Source organism: Pedobacter arcticus A12 (assembly GCF_000302595.1).
Lineage (GTDB): Bacteria > Bacteroidota > Bacteroidia > Sphingobacteriales > Sphingobacteriaceae > Pseudopedobacter > Pseudopedobacter arcticus.
Map to the genome: position 1 here is coordinate 346,273 of NZ_JH947127.1, position 23,173 is coordinate 369,445.

Annotated in this window: 23 protein-coding genes and 1 pseudogene; 15 read left to right on the top strand and 9 right to left on the bottom strand. The window is 37.9% G+C overall.

Annotation, left to right across the window (positions count from 1 at the left end):
* The first annotated feature begins 127 nt into the window (after nt 1–127).
* From B176_RS0113090 to B176_RS0113110, 5 genes are all read left to right on the top strand, one after another.
* Nucleotides 128–697, top strand: coding sequence for a Crp/Fnr family transcriptional regulator (locus tag B176_RS0113090; protein ID WP_017259275.1), 570 nt, complete (start codon nt 128–130; stop codon nt 695–697).
* Between the two features lie 77 nt (nt 698–774).
* Nucleotides 775–1,338, top strand: coding sequence for an SRPBCC family protein (locus tag B176_RS0113095; protein WP_154647983.1), 564 nt, complete (start codon nt 775–777; stop codon nt 1,336–1,338).
* Nucleotides 1,339–1,404: 66 nt separating this feature from the next.
* On the top strand, nt 1,405–2,160 hold the full coding sequence (locus B176_RS0113100; protein ID WP_026063328.1) for a helix-turn-helix transcriptional regulator: 756 nt from the start codon (nt 1,405–1,407) through the stop codon (nt 2,158–2,160).
* A gap of 18 nt (nt 2,161–2,178) precedes the next feature.
* Nucleotides 2,179–2,589: a VOC family protein gene (locus tag B176_RS0113105; protein WP_017259278.1), complete on the top strand. Its 411-nt coding sequence runs from the start codon at nt 2,179–2,181 to the stop codon at nt 2,587–2,589.
* 179 nt (nt 2,590–2,768) lie between these two features.
* Nucleotides 2,769–3,638, top strand: coding sequence for a DUF5677 domain-containing protein (locus B176_RS0113110; protein WP_161603027.1), 870 nt, complete (start codon nt 2,769–2,771; stop codon nt 3,636–3,638).
* A gap of 26 nt (nt 3,639–3,664) precedes the next feature.
* Here B176_RS0113110 and B176_RS21435 read toward each other — a convergent pair whose 3' ends face one another.
* Together B176_RS21435 and ltrA (B176_RS0113120) are read right to left on the bottom strand one after the other, a co-directional pair.
* Nucleotides 3,665–3,820 carry a hypothetical protein gene (locus tag B176_RS21435; RefSeq protein WP_017259280.1) on the bottom strand — a complete coding sequence of 52 codons (156 nt, stop codon included), beginning with the start codon at nt 3,818–3,820 and terminating at the stop codon, nt 3,665–3,667.
* 229 nt (nt 3,821–4,049) lie between these two features.
* Nucleotides 4,050–5,507, bottom strand: coding sequence for a group II intron reverse transcriptase/maturase (gene ltrA, locus B176_RS0113120; RefSeq protein ID WP_017259281.1), 1,458 nt, complete (start codon nt 5,505–5,507; stop codon nt 4,050–4,052).
* A gap of 517 nt (nt 5,508–6,024) precedes the next feature.
* Between ltrA (B176_RS0113120) and B176_RS0113125 the strand changes: the two genes are divergently transcribed.
* Entirely contained in the window at nt 6,025–6,654 is a 630-nt protein-coding gene (locus B176_RS0113125) for a hypothetical protein (RefSeq protein ID WP_017259282.1), read from the top strand.
* Between the two features lie 170 nt (nt 6,655–6,824).
* On the top strand, nt 6,825–7,775 hold the full coding sequence (locus tag B176_RS0113130) for a hypothetical protein (protein WP_017259283.1): 951 nt from the start codon (nt 6,825–6,827) through the stop codon (nt 7,773–7,775).
* A 126-nt stretch (nt 7,776–7,901) separates the two neighbouring features.
* On the opposite strand, the gene ltrA (B176_RS0113135) is transcribed toward B176_RS0113130, so the two are convergent.
* Both ltrA (B176_RS0113135) and B176_RS20995 read right to left on the bottom strand, forming a co-directional pair.
* The gene (gene ltrA, locus B176_RS0113135) at nt 7,902–9,155 is read right to left on the bottom strand and encodes a group II intron reverse transcriptase/maturase (RefSeq protein WP_017256976.1); all 1,254 of its coding nucleotides are present in this window, start codon (nt 9,153–9,155) and stop codon (nt 7,902–7,904) included.
* Nucleotides 9,156–10,298: 1,143 nt separating this feature from the next.
* A complete protein-coding gene (locus B176_RS20995) occupies nt 10,299–10,442 on the bottom strand; it encodes a hypothetical protein (protein ID WP_154647984.1) in 144 nt (47 codons plus the stop codon).
* A 69-nt stretch (nt 10,443–10,511) separates the two neighbouring features.
* Here B176_RS20995 and B176_RS0113145 point away from each other — a divergent pair, with 69 nt between their 5' ends.
* Entirely contained in the window at nt 10,512–10,868 is a 357-nt protein-coding gene (locus B176_RS0113145; RefSeq protein ID WP_017259285.1) for a type II toxin-antitoxin system RelE/ParE family toxin, read from the top strand.
* Nucleotides 10,865–11,179 carry a helix-turn-helix domain-containing protein gene (locus B176_RS0113150; protein ID WP_017259286.1) on the top strand — a complete coding sequence of 105 codons (315 nt, stop codon included), beginning with the start codon at nt 10,865–10,867 and terminating at the stop codon, nt 11,177–11,179. The genes B176_RS0113145 and B176_RS0113150 overlap by 4 nt, the downstream gene beginning before the upstream one ends.
* A 119-nt stretch (nt 11,180–11,298) precedes the next feature.
* Here the strand turns inward: B176_RS0113150 and ltrA (B176_RS0113155) are convergent, their stop codons facing one another.
* Complete coding sequence (ltrA, locus tag B176_RS0113155) at nt 11,299–12,552, bottom strand: group II intron reverse transcriptase/maturase (protein ID WP_017256976.1); 1,254 nt, start codon at nt 12,550–12,552, stop codon at nt 11,299–11,301.
* 852 nt (nt 12,553–13,404) lie between these two features.
* On the opposite strand from ltrA (B176_RS0113155), the pseudogene B176_RS19580 reads away from it, so the two are divergent.
* From B176_RS19580 to B176_RS0113180, 5 genes and pseudogenes are all read left to right on the top strand, one after another.
* Nucleotides 13,405–13,563 (top strand): annotated as a pseudogene (locus B176_RS19580) (helix-turn-helix domain-containing protein); the annotation flags it as partial.
* Between the two features lie 183 nt (nt 13,564–13,746).
* Nucleotides 13,747–14,589 (top strand): helix-turn-helix domain-containing protein, encoded by an 843-nt coding sequence (locus tag B176_RS0113165; RefSeq protein WP_017259288.1) that lies wholly within the window; start codon nt 13,747–13,749, stop codon nt 14,587–14,589.
* A gap of 123 nt (nt 14,590–14,712) precedes the next feature.
* Complete coding sequence (locus B176_RS0113170; protein WP_017259289.1) at nt 14,713–15,111, top strand: GlcG/HbpS family heme-binding protein; 399 nt, start codon at nt 14,713–14,715, stop codon at nt 15,109–15,111.
* Between the two features lie 65 nt (nt 15,112–15,176).
* Nucleotides 15,177–15,818: an MIP/aquaporin family protein gene (locus B176_RS0113175; protein WP_017259290.1), complete on the top strand. Its 642-nt coding sequence runs from the start codon at nt 15,177–15,179 to the stop codon at nt 15,816–15,818.
* Between the two features lie 166 nt (nt 15,819–15,984).
* On the top strand, nt 15,985–16,365 hold the full coding sequence (locus B176_RS0113180; RefSeq protein ID WP_026063330.1) for a hypothetical protein: 381 nt from the start codon (nt 15,985–15,987) through the stop codon (nt 16,363–16,365).
* Nucleotides 16,366–16,475: 110 nt separating this feature from the next.
* Here the strand turns inward: B176_RS0113180 and B176_RS0113190 are convergent, their stop codons facing one another.
* The 4 genes from B176_RS0113190 to B176_RS0113205 are packed head-to-tail and all read right to left on the bottom strand — an operon-like array spanning nt 16,476 to nt 20,400.
* Nucleotides 16,476–17,636, bottom strand: coding sequence for a metal ABC transporter permease (locus B176_RS0113190; protein ID WP_017259293.1), 1,161 nt, complete (start codon nt 17,634–17,636; stop codon nt 16,476–16,478).
* On the bottom strand, nt 17,629–18,753 hold the full coding sequence (locus B176_RS0113195) for a metal ABC transporter permease (protein WP_017259294.1): 1,125 nt from the start codon (nt 18,751–18,753) through the stop codon (nt 17,629–17,631). The genes B176_RS0113190 and B176_RS0113195 overlap by 8 nt, the downstream gene beginning before the upstream one ends.
* Nucleotide 18,754: 1 nt before the next feature.
* Nucleotides 18,755–19,489, bottom strand: a complete 735-nt coding sequence (locus B176_RS0113200) for a metal ABC transporter ATP-binding protein (protein ID WP_017259295.1) — start codon at nt 19,487–19,489, stop codon at nt 18,755–18,757.
* Entirely contained in the window at nt 19,489–20,400 is a 912-nt protein-coding gene (locus B176_RS0113205) for a metal ABC transporter solute-binding protein, Zn/Mn family (protein ID WP_017259296.1), read from the bottom strand. The genes B176_RS0113200 and B176_RS0113205 overlap by 1 nt, the downstream gene beginning before the upstream one ends.
* A gap of 194 nt (nt 20,401–20,594) precedes the next feature.
* On the opposite strand from B176_RS0113205, the gene B176_RS0113210 reads away from it, so the two are divergent.
* Nucleotides 20,595–23,096 (top strand): cation-translocating P-type ATPase, encoded by a 2,502-nt coding sequence (locus tag B176_RS0113210; RefSeq protein WP_017259297.1) that lies wholly within the window; start codon nt 20,595–20,597, stop codon nt 23,094–23,096.
* The last annotated feature ends 77 nt before the right edge of the window (nt 23,097–23,173 follow it).

Consider the following 23,173-nt stretch of genomic DNA (forward strand, 5'->3'; position numbering starts at 1 on the left):
CTGCACATATATGTAAGTTAGCGGTAATGCCCAATCAAGACCAACACAATAATGAAACATTTGACAAAAACTAACTTATTTGCCATTTGACAAATTCTATAAAAAAGACACTATGTAACTTGCGACAATGGAAAATCTGATAAATTATTTACTTCAATTTGGACAACTTAATCAACAACAAATTGACCTAATTAAAAGCAAGGCGAAAGAAATTGAACTTAAAAAAGAAGATTATTTTTCAGAAGCGGGAAAAATTGCCAGACAAGTTGCATTCGTTGACGATGGAATTTTACGAGTTTGCTATTACAATAATAAAGGCGAAGAAATTACAAGGTATTTTATAGACGAAAATAATTTTGCTGTTGACCTAAATAGTTTTTCTTACCAAATTCCATCTTCTGAATATGTGCAGGCTGTTAAAGATTGCAAACTTTTAGTTTTTTCGGCAGACGCTTTAAAAGACTTATCAGTTACAATCGTTGCCTGGAACAGCATAATTAACGCAATAACGGCAAAATCATTAATTGAAAAAGTAAATAGGATTAGTCCAATGCTTGCAGAAGATGCTAAATCTCGTTACATCAGTTTCCTTGAAAAGTTTCCTCAACTTGCTAATAGAATACCGCTATCATTATTGGCTTCATATTTAGGAATAACACAATCATCATTAAGCAGAATAAGAAAAAATATTAGGTGATTCACTTTTTGTCATTTGGCAAATGTTGTCAAAAATTATGTTGCGAATTTTGCATTATAATTTAAACTGAAAATACAATGATAACATTCTTAATGACAATCGCAATCACAATCGGCATCACGGGTATAGCCTTTGCACAAAGCAATAAAAAAATTCCACAGGCAAAAATCGTAATGACAATTAACGCACCTATTGACAGTGCTTTTAATTACATTGTTCCTGTTAAGTTATCACACATTTTTAAAAAACACAAAAATCTGCCTGCAATTATAAAAACAGATGAAAAAGAAAAGTGGTTTAAAGCAGGATTGACAAGAACGGTTTACTTTGAAGATGGTTCAACCTCAAAAGAAACACTTTTATCAGTTGTTCCTCATACTTCATTTTCATACAGAATTGAAGATTTTACTTCTCAACTTCGCTTTTTAGCAAAGAGAATCGAAGGTAATTGGATATTTACCGACCTTGGTAATGGACAGACCAAAATTGAGTGGACTTATAAAATAGTTCCGAAAAACTTTATTGCCCGTGGACTTATTAATTTAGTTTTACTCAAAAATGTTAAAGCCTTATTGACAAACGCATTGATAATTCTAAAAACCGACTTGGAAACAGCGGACGGAATAAAGGGTAGCAGATAAAAAAAATCCGCGTAATGGTGGTAACGCGTGGTAACAGGAGGATAAAAAGAAAAAGTCAGAGAAAAAATGAACTATAACGATACAACGCGACTTTCAAGACTTACTGCAATCCTAACGCAATTGCAAACGAAAAGGCTTATTACTTCAAGAAGTCTTGCTGAAAAATTTGGAGTAAGTACTCGGACTATTTACGGGGACATCAAAGCATTAGAAAAGGCTGGAGTTCCTGTTATTACTGCAGACGGAAAAGGATATTCGTTAATGGAAGGATATAAAATACCACCGATAATGTTTTCTGAAAGCGAGGCAAATGCTTTAATTACAGTTGAACAATTGGTACTAAAAAACACAGACAGTTCACTTATTAAGGAATATACTGAAGCAATAAATAAGGTAAAAGCAGTTTTATTGTATTCAACCAAGCAAAAGCTTGAATTGTTATCAAAAAGAATTGCTATTAGTCCAGCCATTTCAGACATAAATACAAGTAATTCATTAGCATTAATTCAAAATGCGTTGACCGACTTTAAAGTTTTGAATTTGACTTATCATTCAGCGCATAAAAATGAAAAGACAGAAAGGAAAATAGAGCCTTTTGCGTTGTATTATAGTCTACAAGAAAGTTGGACACTCATTGCTTATTGCCAATTAAGAAAGGATTACAGAATGTTTCGTTTGGATAAGATTCTGAAAATTAAAGAAAGTGAATTAAATTTCATTCCTCATAAACTGACACTTCAAGAATATTTAACCGAAAAAGAAAAGAATTTTAAAACCCCTGACACACTGTTGTCAAAACAGCAAATTACTTTTGCCACTTAATCTTAAAATTATAACGAAATGAATTTACAATCAGTACGCATTATTACGGCCAACATCAACGGATTAGTAAAATTTTATGAGCAAGTAACAGGAATGTCTTTGGTACAATATACACCAGACTTTGCCGAACTAAAAACACCGACTGCAACATTAGCAATTGGAAGCACCAAAACGCTACAATTTTTTGGTGGAGACGAAGTGGCAAAGCCAGCCCAAAACCATAGTGTTATAATAGAATTCAAAGTTGATGACGTAGATAAAGACTATGAAAGGTTAACGGACTATCTTCAAAATAGCATAGTTCAAAAACCTACAATAATGCCTTGGGGAAATAAATCTCTATTATTTCGTGACCCTGATGGAAATCTCGTAAACTTATTCACACCAATTGCACCAGAGGCAATGGCGAGGTTTAAAGATGGAAAATAAGCACTACCGCTAACATCAGTTTGGCAAAATGGCGGGTTCAGTAGTAATTCAAGTTCAGTTTTTCAATTGAACATTTGTGATAAATTGAACATTTGTACTTCTAATTCCGCCACTTCGCCAAGCTGAAAACCGTTAGCGGTCAGGCTATGACAGACCTCTACAAAAAGAACAATCATATAATGAACGATAGCAATTTACCTTGGACAGAAGATAAACATAAAATTACGGAAGCGTATTTTGAGGCTATTAACAAAAATAATCTTGAACTTTTTAGAATTATTAAAATTCATTTAAAAGAGTTAGATGGAGTTCTCCCAATTCTTGAATTTATCATTGAACGGCTAGAAACAGTTGCAACTTTAACGGTTGACAACAGAATTTGGGATGCTGAAATAGTACTTAGGTCAGCAATTGAAACATTTGTGAAGTATGTTTTTATTACTACGGCTGACGAAGATGAACGAAAAATAAGATTAGATGAATTTTGGAATTTATTGGCAGAAGTGAATTCTTTGAAACAATCTGAGCAAGCAAAAAAGAACCTAAAGCATCTTGGCGGACTTGAAACACATAATTTGGCATATTCACCGATGGTATTGCCAGAAGAGATAGAAGCGGAATTACGAACGAAATGGATAAAGGCAGAAAGACAGAAGCTTGAACAAAAATGGTCTTTCACAGAAATAGTGAATTCTTTATCTAGGAATTATCGTGGGAAACCGATGGAAATATTTATTACAATAACTCACGGATACAGGATGAGTAGCCACGTTACACACGGAGACGAGACAGGAATTTTAATAATTAGAGAAAGAAATAGTAGACCTTTTGAAGATAGAGAATTAGCTTATTTCACTCACTATTTAAGACTGTTAAGTGACGTTTTTACTTTTTGTACATTTATAGGTATTGAGACAATGAATTTACTTGGTTTGGAAAAAGACTATTTTTTCAAAAATCAGGAAAGTTTAAAGGACATTCAAGTATTGACGGAAAAATATCATAACGACTTATTTCAGGATAAAGACTATGACAAGTATAGAAAATAGACTAAAAAAACAAGAAGCCCGAACCGCTAACAAGCGTTTGGCAAAAAAGCGGGTTCAGTGCTTAAATGAAGCTTTGTTCTTCGTATTAAGTTCAGTACTGGCAAACAGTTTTGTGCTTCTAAATCCGATTCTTCGCCAAGCGCCAAAACGTTAGCAGAAAGTTTAACTGACCTTAACCACATAATGCCTTTTTAGATATTTTTCAAGTGGTATAAATTTATCGGGCATATCTCTTTCTGTTACCATTGTGCATAATATACCATTCTTACTTAATATCCTTTCTCTTGACTTCCATTTCTTTGAAGTATATTCAAATACGTCACCTTCTTTTAACTCATTACCAAGTGAATCAAAAAAACCTTCTGCTAATCGAGTAGACGGCTCTGCCAGAAACCTGACAGAGTGCGCCTCTCACACCACCGTACGTACGGGTCTCGTATACGGCGGTTCGTAAACTGATGGGTTGAGTTTTGTGTAAATCTCCAGCATTGGGATGTAGCCTTTCTGCTTTAGCCGTTTGATAGTTATCGTGGTATTAAGAATCGGGCTTTGCGCTATGCGCCAGCCCCCTTTTCTTGTCCTGCTCCATGCATAGGCGTGGTCGGCATCTACTCCTAAACGTAGCAGGTTCTTCCGTTTACGTTCAGGCTTTTTCCAATCAGTCCAGATGCAATAGCGCAGTCGGTTGCGCAACCAGCCGTCTATATCCCGCAGTTTACCTGCGATACTGCTCCCTTTGAAATAGGTGAGCCAGCCTCGGATAATCTCGTTGATCTTAACGATGCGTTCTTCCAGGCTTTTGGACAATGTTTTCCGCGTCACTGCTTTTAACTTCTCTTTCAGCTTTGCCCATGCTTTTTCTCCTACCGTTAACTGATACTGTCCCTTTACTCCTTTTTGGTACGTGGATGCGAACGTAAAGCCCAGTATTGTAAACTTCACTGGTTTTACTATCCCGCTCTTTGCCTTGTTCACTTTCAGCTTTAGCCTGTTTACCAGGTATTTGGTAATGGCTTTGCCTGCCAGTTTCGCATCGGAAGGAAGTCTGCAGTAGATACTGAAATCATCGGCATAGCGAACGAATCTTAGCTTTCTCCTTTCCAGTTCTTTATCCAGCTCATTGAGCAGGATATTAGAAAGCAATGGGCTTAATGGACTGCCTTGCGGTACGCCTTTTCTTCGTTTTACCAGTCTGCCTTTGATCTGTATCGGTGCCCGCAACCATTTACGGATTAACCGTAGCGTAACGGGGCATTTTACCTTGCGGTAGATCAGGTTCAGTAGCAGGCAATGGTCTACCTCGTCAAAGAATGTTTCAAGGTCGATAGCCACGACGTGGCTATAGCCTTCATGAATGTGGCTCAGCGCTTTCCCTACCGCTGTTCTAGCGCTTTTGTAGGGTCTAAAGCCATAGCTGTTCTCATGGAACTCATACTCGAACTTTGGCATCAAAACCTGTGATACGGCTTGTTGCAACAAGCGGTCTACAACTGTAGGAATACCCAGTAAACGGACTTTTCCTCCGCCTTTGGGTATTTCTACCCCTAAGATTGATTGTGGCAGGTAACTGTTCCCTCCTACTGTTCCCAGTAATGCACTCTTGTGCTTTCGGACATAGTCTTCCAGCTCGGTGGTTTTTAAGCCATCAATGCCTGCGCTACCTTTGTTCGACACTACTTGTTGCAGTGCCTTTTGCAGGTTTTGTGGACGTAGTACCTGTGCAATCAATTCTTCTGCTTTTTGTTCTACATTTCTTTCTTCCTGTTCCGCTTCTACGAGGCTATCGCTTACGCAATTCCTTCGTGGATTAAGAACCAGTTTACGTTCAGTCCTTCCTTGTTTGTGAGACCATGTGCCGTTTGTTGGCACCTCGTTTCCTCAAGTACTATGACCTCTGCTGATTTCTCTTTGTGGCTAAACCCGTAGCCTAAGAGACCTCCCTCGGTAAGGTAAATACCCTTCTGTCTACTCCTGCTGAATCTACATAGTTGAGCTTTTGGTTCGCTTAGGACTTCGGTGTGCTGTGCCACCTCATCCACTCAATTATGCCTCTTATCCAGTTTCTGTTCGTCAGTGCAGACGTTTGCAGTCTCGCTTACTTCAGTGTAAAGCTCACGCCAAACCACCTTGCGACTTGCTAATTCTTCCAGGCGTTACCCCAGCGAATAAGGGACTTGCACCCTTTGGGTCTTTTATTCAATTTCTTGAAGAAAAGATTTATATTTACCATTCAAGGCGCACACCACAAATTTGTATTATAATGGCTGAACTGCTTTACGTTATTTCATCACAACTAACTAAATTTATACGGGCAGACAAGTTTTTGCTTTCTATGCCATTACAACACAAATTCGCCAACCGTTAGCGGTAACCTAATTCGAAATCTATGGTAGAAAATAAACTTAGTGAACACGAATTTAAAAGTCTTTTTTTACCCATTTTAAGACTTGAATCAAATGAATCGATACTGAGCGTTTACCGAAACCTTTTTAGTGTTGACATTAATTCGCCTCAAGAGCTAATAGACTATTGTGGAAACTATCGACTGCTTTACAATGAGTTTCAGGTAATTTTAAACTTTGATAATTTCCATAAAGAATTTAACAATATATCTATAACTTGTCGTATACCTAGAAAATGGTATTTTCCATTTTACAACCCTATAAAGTCTTTCATTTCAGATTTAAAGAAAGTTTGTATTGGAGAAATATTTGATCTTTATTTTGGTAAGTTCGAACACGAAGCACTTACAACTTATCGCACACGTAAAAACTATTTTGTAAAAAATATTTATTATTATGATTTAAGTGCTCGAAATTATGATATAAAGGGAGCAAAGGAATTGTCTCCAATAGTAATAACAAGTGAAAAAAATGAAGAATATTACTTTGTGCACTTTATAATTAATTCAAATTGTTATTACAAAAACAACGGACAAATTCTTCTAAAAACGGACTGGAGAAAATTCATGTATCGGTACGACAGATTAATGAATTTTTGTGATATTAACTTTTAAAGCTGTAGGCAACCGCTAATAACAAGTACAAAAATGGCTGACCTGCTTTATGTAACTTTCTACAAATTAATTAAGTTTATGCAAGCTGACTTTGGTATTGCTTCAACGCCATTTCTGTAAAAACTTGCAAAACGTTAGTGGTAACCTTAAAACGAAAAACGTAACAGTTAATGACACCAAAGGAAATCTCAAAGGAAGAAGTTGAAAACTTTAAAAAGCTAATAGAATATCTGAAAAGACTCTCAGAAGATGGAATTACATCATTAATTGAAAAACCATTATTAATTATGTTAGATCAATCTATTCCATTCTTTTCTCATTTGGTTATGACTGATGTATTTCCCGAAATTCACAGACTTACTATCAATAAAAGAGTAATTGGGAAAAATAAAAGGATAAGAGAGATAAATTTTTTAAAATATCCTCCCAAAGAAATGGTTTCAAAATACGGTCGTTGTAATAATCCGAAACAATCAATTCTTTATTCTTCATTTTTAAATTTTACTGCAATGAATGAATCGCAACCTCGTGTTGGCGATTTAATAACTAAAAGCGTTTGGAAAGTTAAAGGAAATCAAACATTAACTTATTGTCCAATCTTTAAAAATCAACCATTAGATAAGAATATAATTAATCCTAGAACATTTGAAATCAATAAGATATATCAGGAAAAATTAAAACAATATCCAGAAAATATAAGAGAACAAATTGACCTGCTTGTACAGTTTATTGCAGATGTATTTACGAAAAGAATTCATCCTGATAGACATTTAGACTATTTATTCAGCGCCTATTTCTCGAATAAAATACTCTATGAATTCGAAAATCAAGAAATTGAAGCCATATTTTATCCAAGTGTAAAAGACAAGCTATCTTTTGAAAATCTAGCTATAAAACCTAATGTGTTTGACAATAAATACGAGTTAGTGGAAGTCAGTGATAGTGTTTGCGTAATGGATCCGACAAATGGCAGAGGTGGCTTTTTCTTTGAAGGTTTTTCGACCTGTAAAAGTTTTGATTTCACATCTGGTAAAATTCTTTGGGACAAGGACAAAATATACCAATCTGAAGAAAAAATAATTGAAATGAAAAATAAATTTGATGTTGACTTGTCTGAATGAGAAAAAAGGCAACCGCTAGTCGAGTAGGCAAAGGGGGATTTCACCCCTAAACCTCTCACAGAACCGTACGTGAACCTCTCAATTCATACGGCTCTTGTTATACAGTCGATAAAATCTAAATAGTATTTAGACCAGTTTGTATCCCAATTCCCAATGATAGAACAGGGTCGGATATGATTTTGTAATATACCTTAGCCATTTTACGGCTTTGACTTTGCTTCCTTTGAAGCGTTTATACTTGTTCAATATCCAACCAATCATACGATGATGTAGATAATAAAACACAGGATGCAAGCTCTTTCTGCTTATCTTTCCATAATATTGAATCCAACCTCGAATCTTAGGATTCAACAGATTTGCTAAATCCTGTATCCCACGCTGAGTTTTATTATGGAATCCAAGTGTACGCAGTTCTCCCGTGATTCGAACTTTCGACTTTCGGCTCATTTTACAGTCAAACTGAAGAAAGCTTCCGCCGTTTTTCAATTTGAACCTTATTGGCTGAAAACTGAAACCCAAGAAATCGAACTGCACAGGATGCCCTTTGAGGGCTCTACCATCCTTCTTGCAGTACACTATTCTAGTCTTTTCAGGATGTGCGGTCAGACCGCACTCTTTCAGACGTTCTTTTAGAACTGCAAGTGTACGGACAGCTTCCTCATGGCTTCTGCAATGAACGATCATGTCATCTGCATAACGCACCATTTTTACCTCCGGACAGTATTTCTCCATCCATTTATCCACACAGTAATGCAAATATAGATTAGACAGCAATGGGCTGATTACCCCTCCTTGAGGTGTTCCCTTGCCCGTGGATATCTTAACTGTTCCATCTTCTAGTATTACTGGAGCTTCCAGCCACCTTTTGATGTAGAGCAACACCCACTTCTCCGAAACATGTCGCTCCAAAGCTTTCAACAGAAGGCGATGGTCAACATTCTCAAAGAATTCTTGTATGTCCAAATCTACCACCCAACTATATCGCAGTACGTTTTGACGTACAATCTCAATAGCTGTATGTGCACTCCTGTTGGGACGGTATCCATAAGAGTTTTCAGAAAATATGGATTCCAACCTAGGTTCAAGGTACTGCTTTACCACTTGTTGAGCGATTCTATCATTTACAGTGGGAATACCCAATGGTCGGGTTTTGCCCCCAGCCTTGGGAATATTGACCCGCTTTACCGCAGGTGCAAAATAACTTCCTGACGCCAGTCTATTCCATACTTTGTACAGTTCCTTGGAACGTACACTATCGAATTCCGATAGGGTTTGATGGTCTATCCCAGCACTTCCTCTGTTACTTTTCACCTTCTTGTAGGCCACCCACACCATCTCCTTGGTTATGGGGATCGACTTTGTTTGTTCTTTAAAAATCATCCTTACAATTTTAAGTTGTTCTTAAATATTAAACTGTACAACTGAAGTCCTTCGCTCCCTTCCCATTACAGAAATTTCAACGCTACTACAACTTCATCCGCAACCTATATGCTCATTAGTAATCGACTCACAGGTATTTCCTGCTTGTGTTTTCCTTTTAGCATAGCACATAGGCTTCCTGTGGTTCCAAAAAATAAAGCCTGGATAGAAGTCATGCCCTCTTTATGACGGTTGCCGTATAGACAGTAATTAGGCGCCTTCTATACTTATCCCTGACTCCTCGATATGAATCGGGTTTTGACAACAACTGGTCATTTCGTCACTTCATCGAAAGGTTCGCTTTCGCTCATCTCTTCTATCCTTACCTGACTATTTTAAATAGCCTTTTCTTTTATCGCTTCACACACCTTTGTCGCCTTAGATGAGTCATAAAAGTGGTTTGATGAGTTTCCCTAAAAACCCTCATCGGAGGACCTACCTCCATCTTTATCATAGCTCACACAGCACACATCGAGTAGACGGCTCTGCCAGAAACCTGACAGAGTGCGCCTCTCACACCACCGTACGTACGGGTCTCGTATACGGCGGTTCATCGAGCATACTGTAAGAGCTCTTTTCACCACTTACAGCTTTGTCGTAGTTTAAAATAAGGCTATACCGAGGTATTCCTTATTGAATTTTTGACTACTCAATGTTCAGTCCTTCCTTGTTTGTGAGACCTGTGCCGTTTGATGGCACCTCGTTGCCCCAAGTACTATGACCTCTGCTGACTTCTCTTTGTGGCTAACTCGTAACCTAAGAGACCTCCCTCGGTAAGGTAAATACCCTTCTGTCTACTCCTGCTGAATCTACATAGTTGAGCTTTTGGTGTTCTTCAGACTTCGGTGTGATGTACCACCTCATCCACTCAATAATGCCTCTTATCCAGTTTCTGTTCAGTTTATACTGAGCGAAGTCGAAGTATCAGTGCAGACGTTTGCAGTCTCGCTTACTTCAGTGTAAAGCTCACGCCAAACCACCTTGCGACTTGCTAATTCTTCCAGGCGTTACCCCAGCGAATAAGGGACTTAAACCCTCTGGGTCTTTTATTCAATTTCTTGAAGAAAAGATTTATATTTACCATTCAAGGCGCACACAACAGGTTTAAAAAATTGCGGGCGAAGTGGTTTTACTTCCTTCATCTGTTTTTATTAAGTTTGTGCGGGCAGACGAATTTCTTGCAAGTAATACCGCAACTTTCAAAACCCGCAAAACGTTATAAGCCATATTTCCTCGACAAAACTTCATTACTTTAGACACATAAGTTTCTTTTTAACGAAACTTATGTATATTTGTTCAGAAATAATATTTGACTGAATGGACAAACTTTTTGAGATTATTATCTTAGAGGAAGTACTTGAATTTTTAAAGGGCTTACAGAAAAAACATTCTGAGAAAATCTTATATAATATCAGAAAATCTCAAGTTGAACTAGACTCTGAACTCTTCAAAAAATTAAATAATGAGATTTGGGAATTCCGAACTTTGTATCAAGGACTTCAATATAGACTGCTAGCTTTTTGGGATAAAACGTCTGAAAATCAAACATTTGTTGTATCGACACATGGATTTGTGAAAAAGCGAAGTAAAGTTCCAGACAATGAGATTCAAAAAGCAATGCAGATTAGAGAAAAATATTTAATAGAAAAAGGACTAAAGAATAAAAAGAAATGAAAACATACACATTAGACGAAGTACAGGACAGAATTATCGGGGAAATCGGAACTACTGACCGTGATTTCTTTGAATATGAACTTCAAATGAATTTAATAGGTAAAGCCATTAAACAGACAAGACAAGAACGGAACCTGACACAGGAAGAACTTGGGAAGCTAATAGGGGTTCAGAAAGCACAAATTTCCAGACTCGAAAATAACGCAAGCAACGTGACAATGGATACTCTAATGAGGGTTTTTTCTGCATTGAAAGCAAAGGTGAAATTGCATGTAGAACTTGCAAATCTGAATATAAATGTGGGCAAATAATACGGCTTATAGTCGAGTAGGCAAAGGGGGATTTCACCCCTAAACCTCTCACAGAACCGTACGTGAACCTCTCAATTCATACGGCTCTTGTTATACAGTCGATAAAATCTAAATAGTATTTAGACCAGTTTGTATCCCAATTCCCAATGATAGAACAGGGTCGGATATGATTTTGTAATATACCTTAGCCATTTTACGGCTTTGACTTTGCTTCCTTTGAAGCGTTTATACTTGTTCAATATCCAACCAATCATACGATGATGTAGATAATAAAACACAGGATGCAAGCTCTTTCTGCTTATCTTTCCATAATATTGAATCCAACCTCGAATCTTAGGATTCAACAGATTTGCTAAATCCTGTATCCCACGCTGAGTTTTATTATGGAATCCAAGTGTACGCAGTTCTCCCGTGATTCGAACTTTCGACTTTCGGCTCATTTTACAGTCAAACTGAAGAAAGCTTCCGCCGTTTTTCAATTTGAACCTTATTGGCTGAAAACTGAAACCCAAGAAATCGAACTGCACAGGATGCCCTTTGAGGGCTCTACCATCCTTCTTGCAGTACACTATTCTAGTCTTTTCAGGATGTGCGGTCAGACCGCACTCTTTCAGACGTTCTTTTAGAACTGCAAGTGTACGGACAGCTTCCTCATGGCTTCTGCAATGAACGATCATGTCATCTGCATAACGCACCATTTTTACCTCCGGACAGTATTTCTCCATCCATTTATCCACACAGTAATGCAAATATAGATTAGACAGCAATGGGCTGATTACCCCTCCTTGAGGTGTTCCCTTGCCCGTGGATATCTTAACTGTTCCATCTTCTAGTATTACTGGAGCTTCCAGCCACCTTTTGATGTAGAGCAACACCCACTTCTCCGAAACATGTCGCTCCAAAGCTTTCAACAGAAGGCGATGGTCAACATTCTCAAAGAATTCTTGTATGTCCAAATCTACCACCCAACTATATCGCAGTACGTTTTGACGTACAATCTCAATAGCTGTATGTGCACTCCTGTTGGGACGGTATCCATAAGAGTTTTCAGAAAATATGGATTCCAACCTAGGTTCAAGGTACTGCTTTACCACTTGTTGAGCGATTCTATCATTTACAGTGGGAATACCCAATGGTCGGGTTTTGCCCCCAGCCTTGGGAATATTGACCCGCTTTACCGCAGGTGCAAAATAACTTCCTGACGCCAGTCTATTCCATACTTTGTACAGTTCCTTGGAACGTACACTATCGAATTCCGATAGGGTTTGATGGTCTATCCCAGCACTTCCTCTGTTACTTTTCACCTTCTTGTAGGCCACCCACACCATCTCCTTGGTTATGGGGATCGACTTTGTTTGTTCTTTAAAAATCATCCTTACAATTTTAAGTTGTTCTTAAATATTAAACTGTACAACTGAAGTCCTTCGCTCCCTTCCCATTACAGAAATTTCAACGCTACTACAACTTCATCCGCAACCTATATGCTCATTAGTAATCGACTCACAGGTATTTCCTGCTTGTGTTTTCCTTTTAGCATAGCACATAGGCTTCCTGTGGTTCCAAAAAATAAAGCCTGGATAGAAGTCATGCCCTCTTTATGACGGTTGCCGTATAGACAGTAATTAGGCGCCTTCTATACTTATCCCTGACTCCTCGATATGAATCGGGTTTTGACAACAACTGGTCATTTCGTCACTTCATCGAAAGGTTCGCTTTCGCTCATCTCTTCTATCCTTACCTGACTATTTTAAATAGCCTTTTCTTTTATCGCTTCACACACCTTTGTCGCCTTAGATGAGTCATAAAAGTGGTTTGATGAGTTTCCCTAAAAACCCTCATCGGAGGACCTACCTCCATCTTTATCATAGCTCACACAGCACACATCGAGTAGACGGCTCTGCCAGAGACCTGACAGAGTGCGCCTCTCACACCACCGTACGTACGGGTCTCGTATACGGCGGTTCGAAATTAATGGGTTAATTTTCTTGTAGATTTCAAGCATCGACTGGTAACCTTCCTGTTTAAGCCGTTTAACCGTTATCGTAGTACCCAATATTGGACTTTGCGCTATGCGCCAGCCTCCTTTTCTTGTCCTGTTCCATGCGTAGACGTGGTCGGCATCTACCCGCAAACGTATCAGGTTTTTCCGTTTACGTTCGGGCTTCTTCCTTTCGATAGCTATCGAAACTATCCAGATGCAGTAGCGCGAAGAAACTCGAACAAAACTTGGAATGACACACGAGCAGCTTGCTGAAAAGTGTGGGGCCAATAAATCTTATATTTCTAGAATTGAAAATGATGCTTCTGACATCAGACTTTCTACGTTAATGAAAATCATTCAGAAAGGTTTAGGCGGACACTTAAAATTGACTGTTCAAATTTAAGAGAAAACCCGTACTGGCTAACCACAGGTTTAAAAAAATGCGGGCGATTGCTCTCAATCCTTTACAATCTTTCACTAATTTAGTACGGGCTCACAAACCGTTTCATTTATTATTTTTAACTAATTTTGCTGTCTTTCTTAGAATAAAAAAAAAGCGAGATCAAAAAACTAAGTTGACCTTAAAATGCCAATAGAAAACATACCAGAAAACTTTCTGAAAGGCGAAAACAAAAATCCAGATTTGTTTGTCTACGACTTTAAAATGACCAATGATGTGGTAAAAAGTAAGGTCAATTTAGGAATGAATATGTTCAGCTTTTTACAAGTCGGGAAAAAGCAAGTCCATTTTGCGGGAACCACCGTAGCGGTAAACAAAGATCAATCTTTATTGCTAAAAAAAGGGAATTGGCTATGGACAGAACTTTTAGACACCGAAGCAGTTTATTACTGCAAACTCTTCTTTTTTTCTGAAAAAGTACTTACCGCATTTTTAGAAAAACATACCGCTGGAGGCCAAACAGCAAAAGATGAATCTCCTTATTTTACCATTAGAAACGATGCTTACATCACTTCGTATTTAAATTCACTCACAACAATTAGTAACGCACCAAAAGCTTTTATGGATAATCTGTTGGCCGTCAAGTTTGAGGAACTGATGCTTTACCTGCTACAGAAATACGGGAGAAAATTTGAGCTATACCTCTACTCTTTAATCGTTAAAGAGACTTCTGCCTTTAAAAAAATTGTGGCGAGCAAAATACACGCTAATTTGAAACTAGAAGAAATCGCTTTTTTATGCAATATGAGTTTATCAACTTTTAAGCGCCAGTTTATAAAAGAATATAAGGTTTCGCCAGGGAAATGGTTACAAGAAAAGCGACTGCAAAAGGCAAAAGAAACCTTAGCACAAGGAGGTTTAAAACCTTCAGACATTTATTTTGACTTCGGTTATAGCGACCTTTCCAATTTCAGTATCGCTTTTAAAAAGAAATTTGGATACAGCCCCAAGGAAACGCCCACAGAATAAGCTGAGCTTACTTACGCTCAGTACTGACCTTTTTTCATAAGTTATTGAACTGTTTTGGTAAATTACGAGAAGGTGACTCCCCTATCTTTGTAATGATCGTAAACAACATTAAAACAGAACATTATGAACATTACATTAGCACAAGCTGAAAAAATGATTGCTGTGGCAAAAGCAAAAGCAACATCAATCGATACGAAGATGAATATCGCAATAGTAGACGCAGGCGCAAATTTAGTAGCCTTCGGTCGTATGGATGGCGCTTGGTTGGGTTCACTTGATATCTCTATTAAAAAAGCAAAAACAGCTCGCTTTTTTGATATGAATACTGGTGTAATTGGAGAATTATCTCAGCCAGGAGGCTCTCTATTTAACATTGAACATTCTAACAATGGATTGATCACTTTCCCTGGTGGGATTCCTGTTAAAAATGCATCAGGTGAAATCATCGGAGCCATCGGCGTAAGCGGAAGCTCTGTTGAAAATGACCATGCTGTTGCAGAAGCTGGTGCTTTAGCTATTTAATTAAGACTGATTTTTTATGAAGAGGATAATTGGAGACGGTTATCCTCTTTTTCTATGAGATAAATATGAAAAAATATATTGCGGAATTTATTGGGACGTTTGCGTTGGTCTTTTGTGGTACAGGGGCAATAATTGTAAACCAGCAATCCGATGGAAGTTTAGGTTTAGTAGGAATCGCTTTAGCATTTGGGATCATAGTTAGCGCTATGATTTACACTTTTGGAAATATTTCTGGGGCTCACATCAATCCATCGGTCACATTAGCCTTAGTCATAGGAAAACTGACAACAAAAAGAGAAGCTTTATTTTATATCTGCGCTCAAGTTCTCGGAGCTATTTTAGCAAGTGGTTTACTGAAATTCATGTTCCCCAAAAACTTAACCTTGGGGGCAACAATCCCTTCCGGCGAATTACTGCAATCATTTATTATAGAATCTGTTTTAACGTTTTTTTTAATGCTTACCATTTTAGGCGTGTCGTCTAAAAAGGAATTTTCAAATATAGCGGGACTCATCATCGGATTAGTAGTTACTGGGATTATTATATTTGCAGGCCCTATTTCTGGAGCTTCATTTAATCCAGCAAGAAGTTTTGCACCAGCAATTATCTCGGGGAATATCACAGCACTTTGGATATACATTACTGCGCCAACTCTAGGTGCAATTTTAGCAATGTTGGTTTGGAGGTTATTTAACAAAACAGAGTAAAACGAAAAACTAACAGCTAGATAAAATTGCCGTCAATCCTTTACTTTTCATTAAATTAGTGTCTGCTTGTAGAATATCTACGTTAGCTTGGCAATTTTCTTAAACCCACCAAACTTCGCAACAGTACTTAACGAGTATGGAAACGCAATAAATAGATTCACAAAATATGTTCAAATATTTTTTACTTTGGTTCCCGATGATTGTTATTGCAATCATAAACGGCACTGCCCGAGATTTATGGTATAAAAATCACCTTAGTGAGTTAACTGCTAGACAGATTTCCACCTTTTTCTTAATTGTATTTTTAGCGATCTATATTTTTTTGGTAATTAAAAAATATCCGCCACAATCAGAAAATCAATCTTTATTCGTAGGCTTATTCTGGCTGATTTTAACGCTTGGTTTTGAATTCGGTTTTGGTCTTTTAAGAGGAAGTTCATGGAATCAATTGTTAGATGAGTATAATATTATGAAAGGACATATTTGGATTTTAATCCCTATTTGGATTATTTCGGCTCCTTATCTGTTTTTTAAAATATTAAGATAAAAATGTTAGCGAATCTCAAACTAAAAAAGAGCACTACTGTGTTGCTCATTGCTCCCAATGCCATTCAAAGATTTGCGGTAGCACTTAAATATGATAGAAATAGAAAAGATTTACCCTCGAAATAAAAAGAAATCTTTTTTCATATCTTCTATCTGAACGTCCTCGTTGGTAAGTATATAGTCAATAGCTTTAGTAGTAAATTCATTTCCTTTTTCGGTGAGCGAAATAATACTGTTTTCAATGCTGACAAAGTTGTTTTTGAGCGCCAGATCTAAAACGGTTTTGCTACGTACTTTTTGCCAGTTGATATGTTCGCTGAGGTGGTTCACGTGTCTTTCTTCCACTTCTTTGTGGTTTTTAAGATGAAGAATAAAAGTAATCAACGAAACTTCAATACGCTGCTGTTTCTCGCGATAAAGCACAGCTATTAAACCCTTGTGTGGCGCAAATAAGTAAACTGCAAAAAACACCAAGCCCAATACGGTAGCAATACTTCCGGCAATAGAAGCGTCCAAATAATTCGCACACCAATAACCTGCAATGGCACTAAAAACACCAAAGAAACAGGCTAAAATTATCATCTTTGTTAAGTTGGTTGTTAGCAAATAAGCCGTTGCAGCAGGTGCAATCATTAAAGCTACAACCAAGATAGCACCAACCGCATCAAACGCACCAACAGTTGTAATGGAAGCCACGCTCATTAAACCATAGTGGATTATTGCTGGCGAAAAGCCCAGAGAAGTAGCCAGACCGGCATCAAACGTACTCATTTTAAGTTCTTTGTAAAACAATAACAAAAGAGTAAGTGTAACCAACAGAATAACAGCAATTACCCACAGGGATTTAGGTCCAAAATCAATTCCGTTGTAAAAAACACGATCAAAGGGCGTAAATGCCAGTTCGCCCAAAAGTACCGCATCAATATCAAGATGTACATCGTTGGCGTATTTGGCAATCATAATAACGCCAATACTAAACAAAGCAGGAAAAACCAACCCAATAGCAGTATCTTCTTTAACTAATTTTGTTTGCTGTATTTTTTCTACCAATACCACCGTAAGTACGCCCGTTAACGCGGCCAAAAGAATAAGCAACGGCGAATTCAGATCTTGTGTGATAAAAAAGCCAACAACAATACCGGGCAAAATAGAATGACTGATGGCATCGCTGATCATTGCCATTTTACGCAGCACCAGAAAAGTTCCAGGAATGGCGCAAGCTATGGCAACCAAACTGGCTATCAACTGTATTTCTAATTGGGCGCTAGTCATTCTTTAGGTTTTGGTTATACATATCAGCAACTGCCGCTATACCTTCGGGTGTTAGGCTCCACATTTCACCATTTACCCTTACATAGTTTTTGCTGATCAACTTTTGCAGGCCTTTTCGGCTGTATCCTTGGAAATTATTCAAAATTTTAATGGCATGTGGGTGGTAAACATCTTCGTGATTTTCTACGATGTGGTACATAAAGGTCAATGTTTTCTGAAACTCTAAATCATTCCGATTTTTAATCAACTTGATCTGGCGGAATAAAAGTCCACGTTTGGGAGAAAATATAAAAGAGAAGAGCACAAAAACAGAGGCAACCAAAACAATCACCGGTCCTGTAGACAGGTTGTTTTGTGTGGAGCTGATTGCTGTTCCGAAAACCCCAGCACTCGCACCTAAAACCGCAGCCAATAACACCATTACACTTAAACTGTTGGTCCATTGTCTGGCAGCAGCAGCGGGAGCTAAAAGCATAGCGCTCATCAACACCACTCCTACCGTTTGTAAACCTAAAACAATCGCAAGTACAATAAAACTTGTGATCAAAATATCTATAAATTTGGTATTGAAGCCCAGCGTTTGCGCATAATCTTGATCAAAAAGCAATATTTTAAATTCTTTCCAAAAAAGTAAAAGCACCAATAAACACAGTCCAGTAACAATACTCATCAGCCACACATCGCTTTCTACCAAAGTGGCAGCCTGGCCGAAAAGATACTTATCTAGCCCCGCTTGGTTTGCATTGGGCTGTTTCTGAATAAAAGTCAATAGCAGCATTCCAAATCCAAAAAAAACAGAAAGGATAAGTCCTAAAGCAGTATCGGATTTTAGATGTGTTTTTGAGGTAATGCCGCTAATCCAAAAAGTACCGATAAGCCCACTGATTAAAGCACCGATTAACAGCACATTGGTATCTTTAGAACCGGTAATCAAAAAAGCCAGCGCAATTCCGGGCAGGGCAGCATGAGAAATCGCATCGCCCAATAGGCTTTGTTTCCGCAACACGGCAAAACTCCCCAACATCCCGGTGACACCGCCTAAAACAGCGGTTCCTAAAGTGATGGTGCGGAGCGTGTAATCACTAAAAACAAGTCGGATATATTCCAGTATTTCCATGCTATTTCTGAATACTCACCTTATAATTAATACCGTAAGTTTTTGTCAGGTTATCATCGTTAAAAGTATCTTTTACTGGACCCGTTGCTATCTTTTTTACGTTTAAAAACGTTACCCAATCAAAATACTCAGGCACTGTTTGCAAATCGTGGTGAACCACTACAACAGTTTTATTAGCCTTTCTGAGTTCTTTTAAAATATTTATAATTGCTACTTCTGTAGTGGCATCCACTCCTTGGAAAGGCTCGTCCATAAAGTAAATTGACGCGTCTTGCACCAAGGCCCGAGCTAAAAATATACGCTGTTGCTGTCCGCCAGAAAGCTGGCTAATCTGCCGACTTTTAAAAGAAAGCATCCCCACTTTTTCAAGTGCCTCTAAAGCTCTTTTCTTTTCGTTGGGACCTGGGCGTTTTATCCAACCCAAACTGCCGTAAGTTCCCATCATCACCACATCAAGTGCGGTTGTTGGGAAATCCCAATCTACGCTTCCTTTTTGGGGAACGTAAGCCACGTGTTTCCGCTGTGTTGCATAAGGTTTGCCAAATATCGTTACACTGCCTGCTATCGGCTTCAAAATTCCTAAAATGGCTTTAATCAATGTAGATTTACCCGCTCCATTAGGCCCCACAATAGCCATCAATACCCCTTCTGGAATTTGTAAATCAATATCCCAAAGAACAGGTTTATAGTTGTATGCTACCGTAAGGTCATCTACTTTAACTGCTATTTTTTCCATTATTTTAATGCGCTAACTATGGTGTGAACATTAAATTTAAACATTCCGATATAGGTGCCTTCTACAGTTTCGGGGTTACCCAGCGCATCAGAAAACAAAGTACCACCAATTACAACTTTATGATTTTTAGCGTTTACTGCAGATTGCAAAGCTTCCACGGTACGTTTTGGAACAGAACTTTCGATAAAAACCGCTTTCACTTTATGTTCGATGATATAGACAGCTGTTTTTTGAACATCTTGCACACCAGCTTCTGTTGCTGTTGATAAGCCCTGTAGCCCTACAACGTCAAATTGATAAGCTCTTCCAAAATAACTAAAAGCATCATGTGCGGTAACCAAGCGTCGCTTTTCTACGGGAAGTGTAGCTATCTCGGCTTCTATTTCCTGTTTTAAGGTTTTCAATTGTAATAAATAAGCCTCCGCATTCGCTTTAAATACAGCTTTATCTGCTGGACGAGCTGCGGAAAGCTGATCTGCTACAAACACGGTGATTTTTTCCCAGTTGGCAACATCAAACCAGATATGGGGATCATAATTGGATGCAAAAAGCGTAGAGCCAATCAGGTCTTTTTTATCTAAAGCATCAGAAACAGCTACCGTATTGATATTTTGCTGTTGCATTTTTTCAAAGACTTCAACCAATTTACCTTCTAGGTGCAAACCGCCGTAAAAAATCATATCGGCATTGGCAAGCTTCGAAACATCGCCTTCACTGGCTTTATAAAGGTGCGGATCTACACCAGCCCCCATTAAACCCTGCACAACTACCTTATCGCCACCTATGTTTTTAACAAGGTCTGTAATCATGGAGGTTGTAGTTACAATTCTAAATTTCCCGTCTTTTATTTTTGTGTCGCTACAACCTAATAGCAAAATGCTTAAAAGCGTGGTAATTACAAATTGTTTCATAAGTCTAACATTTTTTGCTAAGGTATCAAAAAAAAATTGTTTGAAAATATTACTTTCTTAAAAAAAACCTCTAAAAAAGATAGAACAATAACAACTCACTATAATAAAACTCATTCCAAATAACCAAATAGCGGGATAAATCATTTTTAGCGCTGCCAATTCACTTATCTTAGTTGTTTATTAAAACATGACGAATGCCAGCCAATAACTTCGACATTAAAGGTTTAAATAACGACCAGGTACTTCTTTCCAGAAAGAGATTTGGGAAAAACAGCCTAAACTTTAAGAAGGAGAATGGTTTTATTGATGCCCTAAAAAGCCTATCAAAAGAGCCAATGATTATTTTGTTAATTGTTGCATCGCTTATTTACTTTATAAGCGGCGAAACAGGCGACGGCATCTTCCTGCTATCTGCAATCATAATCGTTTCCTTACTTTCTCTTTTTCAGGATTCGAGAAGTAGAAATGCTTTACAAAAGCTGAAGGACTTTACGCAAAAAAACTGTAAAGTGATTAGAAATGGGAAAACAGCCGAAATAAAAAGTGAAGATCTGGTTGTTGGCGACAGTTTGATAGTTGAAGAAGGAATATTTATTACCGCTGATGCAAACATTGTACACTCCAATGATTTCTCTGTAAACGAGTCCATACTTACAGGCGAATCCTTTCCGGCTTTTAAAGATAAAGACAAGGAAGATCATTTTATTTTTAATGGAACTACCGTTGCTAGTGGATTGGCAATAGCTACCGTTACAGCGGTTGGCAACCTCACCAAACTCGGGAAAATAGGCGAAAGCCTAGACAATATCAAAGAAGAAAAAACGCCATTAGAACAGCAAATTGGCAACTTTGTAAAAAAGATGGTGGTTATCGGAATCATCGTCTTTTTAATTGTTTGGGCAATCAACTACTTTATATCATACAATGTATTAGACAGTTTACTTAAAGCCCTAACGCTTGCCATGAGTATTTTGCCCGAAGAAATTCCGATGGCATTTACCACTTTTATGGCAATTGGTGCCTGGCGACTGATGAAATTGGGCGTTGTGGTTAAGCAAATAAAAACAGTGGAAACATTGGGTTCTGCTACGGTAATCTGTACGGATAAAACCGGAACAATTACCGAGAACAAAATGACTTTGGCAAAAGTATTTACGCTGGCATCACAAAGAATAACCGAGCCAGCGAAAGCCGATGAAAACGAAAAAGAATTACTAAAAACAGCCATGTGGGCGAGTGAACCTATCCCATTTGATCCCATGGAAATTGCCTTACATCAGGCTTATGATCTTTTATCTGTAAAAGATGAACGGTTGAATTTTAAAATGATTCATGAATATCCGTTGAGCGGGCATCCACCTATGATGACGCACCTGTTTGAAAACAATTTGGGCCAGCGGATTATAGCAGCAAAAGGAGCCCCGGAAGCTTTGATGGATGTTTCGCAATTAACACCTGAAGAAAAGGATGAAATCAAGGAAGCAATAAAAACCATCACTGCAGAAGGTTATCGGGTTTTAGGTGTTGGCAACTGCGATTTCCCAAGCAATAATTTTCCAGACACACAACAGGAGTTTAAATTTACTTTCCTTGGTCTTGTTGCATTTTACGACCCTCCTAAAGAAAATATTGAAAGCGTTTTTAATCATTTTTACAACGCAGGTATCCTGGTGAAAATTGTAACTGGCGATAACGCCGAAACTACAACAGCTATTGCTAAACAGATTGGCTTTAGAGGTTACGAACATAGTTTAAGTGGCGATGAGCTAATGAAGTTGTCTGATCTAGAATTACAGGAAAAAGTAGCAGAAACAAATATTTTTACACGGATGTATCCTGATGCGAAGCTACGAATCATCAATGCGTTAAAGGCTAACAAGCAAATTGTAGCAATGACTGGCGATGGCGTAAACGACGGTCCAGCGTTAAAAGCAGCACATATCGGTATTGCGATGGGCAAAAAAGGAACAGAAATAGCAAAACAGGCTGCTTCATTGGTTTTATTAAACGATGACTTATCTAAAATGGTTGATGCAGTTGCTATGGGCAGGCGGATTTACGCCAATTTAAAAAAGGCAATCCAGTACATTATTTCCATTCATATCCCCATTATTTTAACGGTATTTCTCCCTTTAGCCCTCGGCTGGCTTTATCCAAATATCCTATCACCTGTACATATCATTTTTTTAGAGTTAATTATGGGCCCAACCTGCTCCATTATTTTTGAAAACGAACCGATGGAAAAAAACAGTATGCTACAAAAACCACGTCCGTTTACGGCTTCTTTTTTTAGCTGGGATGAATTAACAACAAGCATTATCCAAGGTTTGGCAATTACAGCGGGTACTTTATTGGTTTATCAATACGCTGTACATCAAGCTTATAATGAAGCGCACACGCGGACCATGGTTTTTACGGTTTTAATAGCTTCAAACATATTTTTAACCTTGGTAAACCGCTCTTTTTATTATTCGATATTTACTACGCTACGCTACAAAAACAACCTTATGTTACTAATTATTGCCATTACAGTTGGTATTACGGGTATGCTAATTTTTGTTCCAGCGTTTGCCCGCTTTTTTGAGTTTGAAGCACTAAATCTTTCGCAAATACTAATTTGTATAGCTATTGGTTTTGTGGCGGTAATCTGGTACGAGTTTGTAAAAATAAAAGCTAGAAAAAAAACCAGCATTTAAATTTTAACCTCGTTAATTTTAAAAAACAGAACTCGACTTCGTATTTATTTATTAAATTAAACTTTAATTTTTTTTAT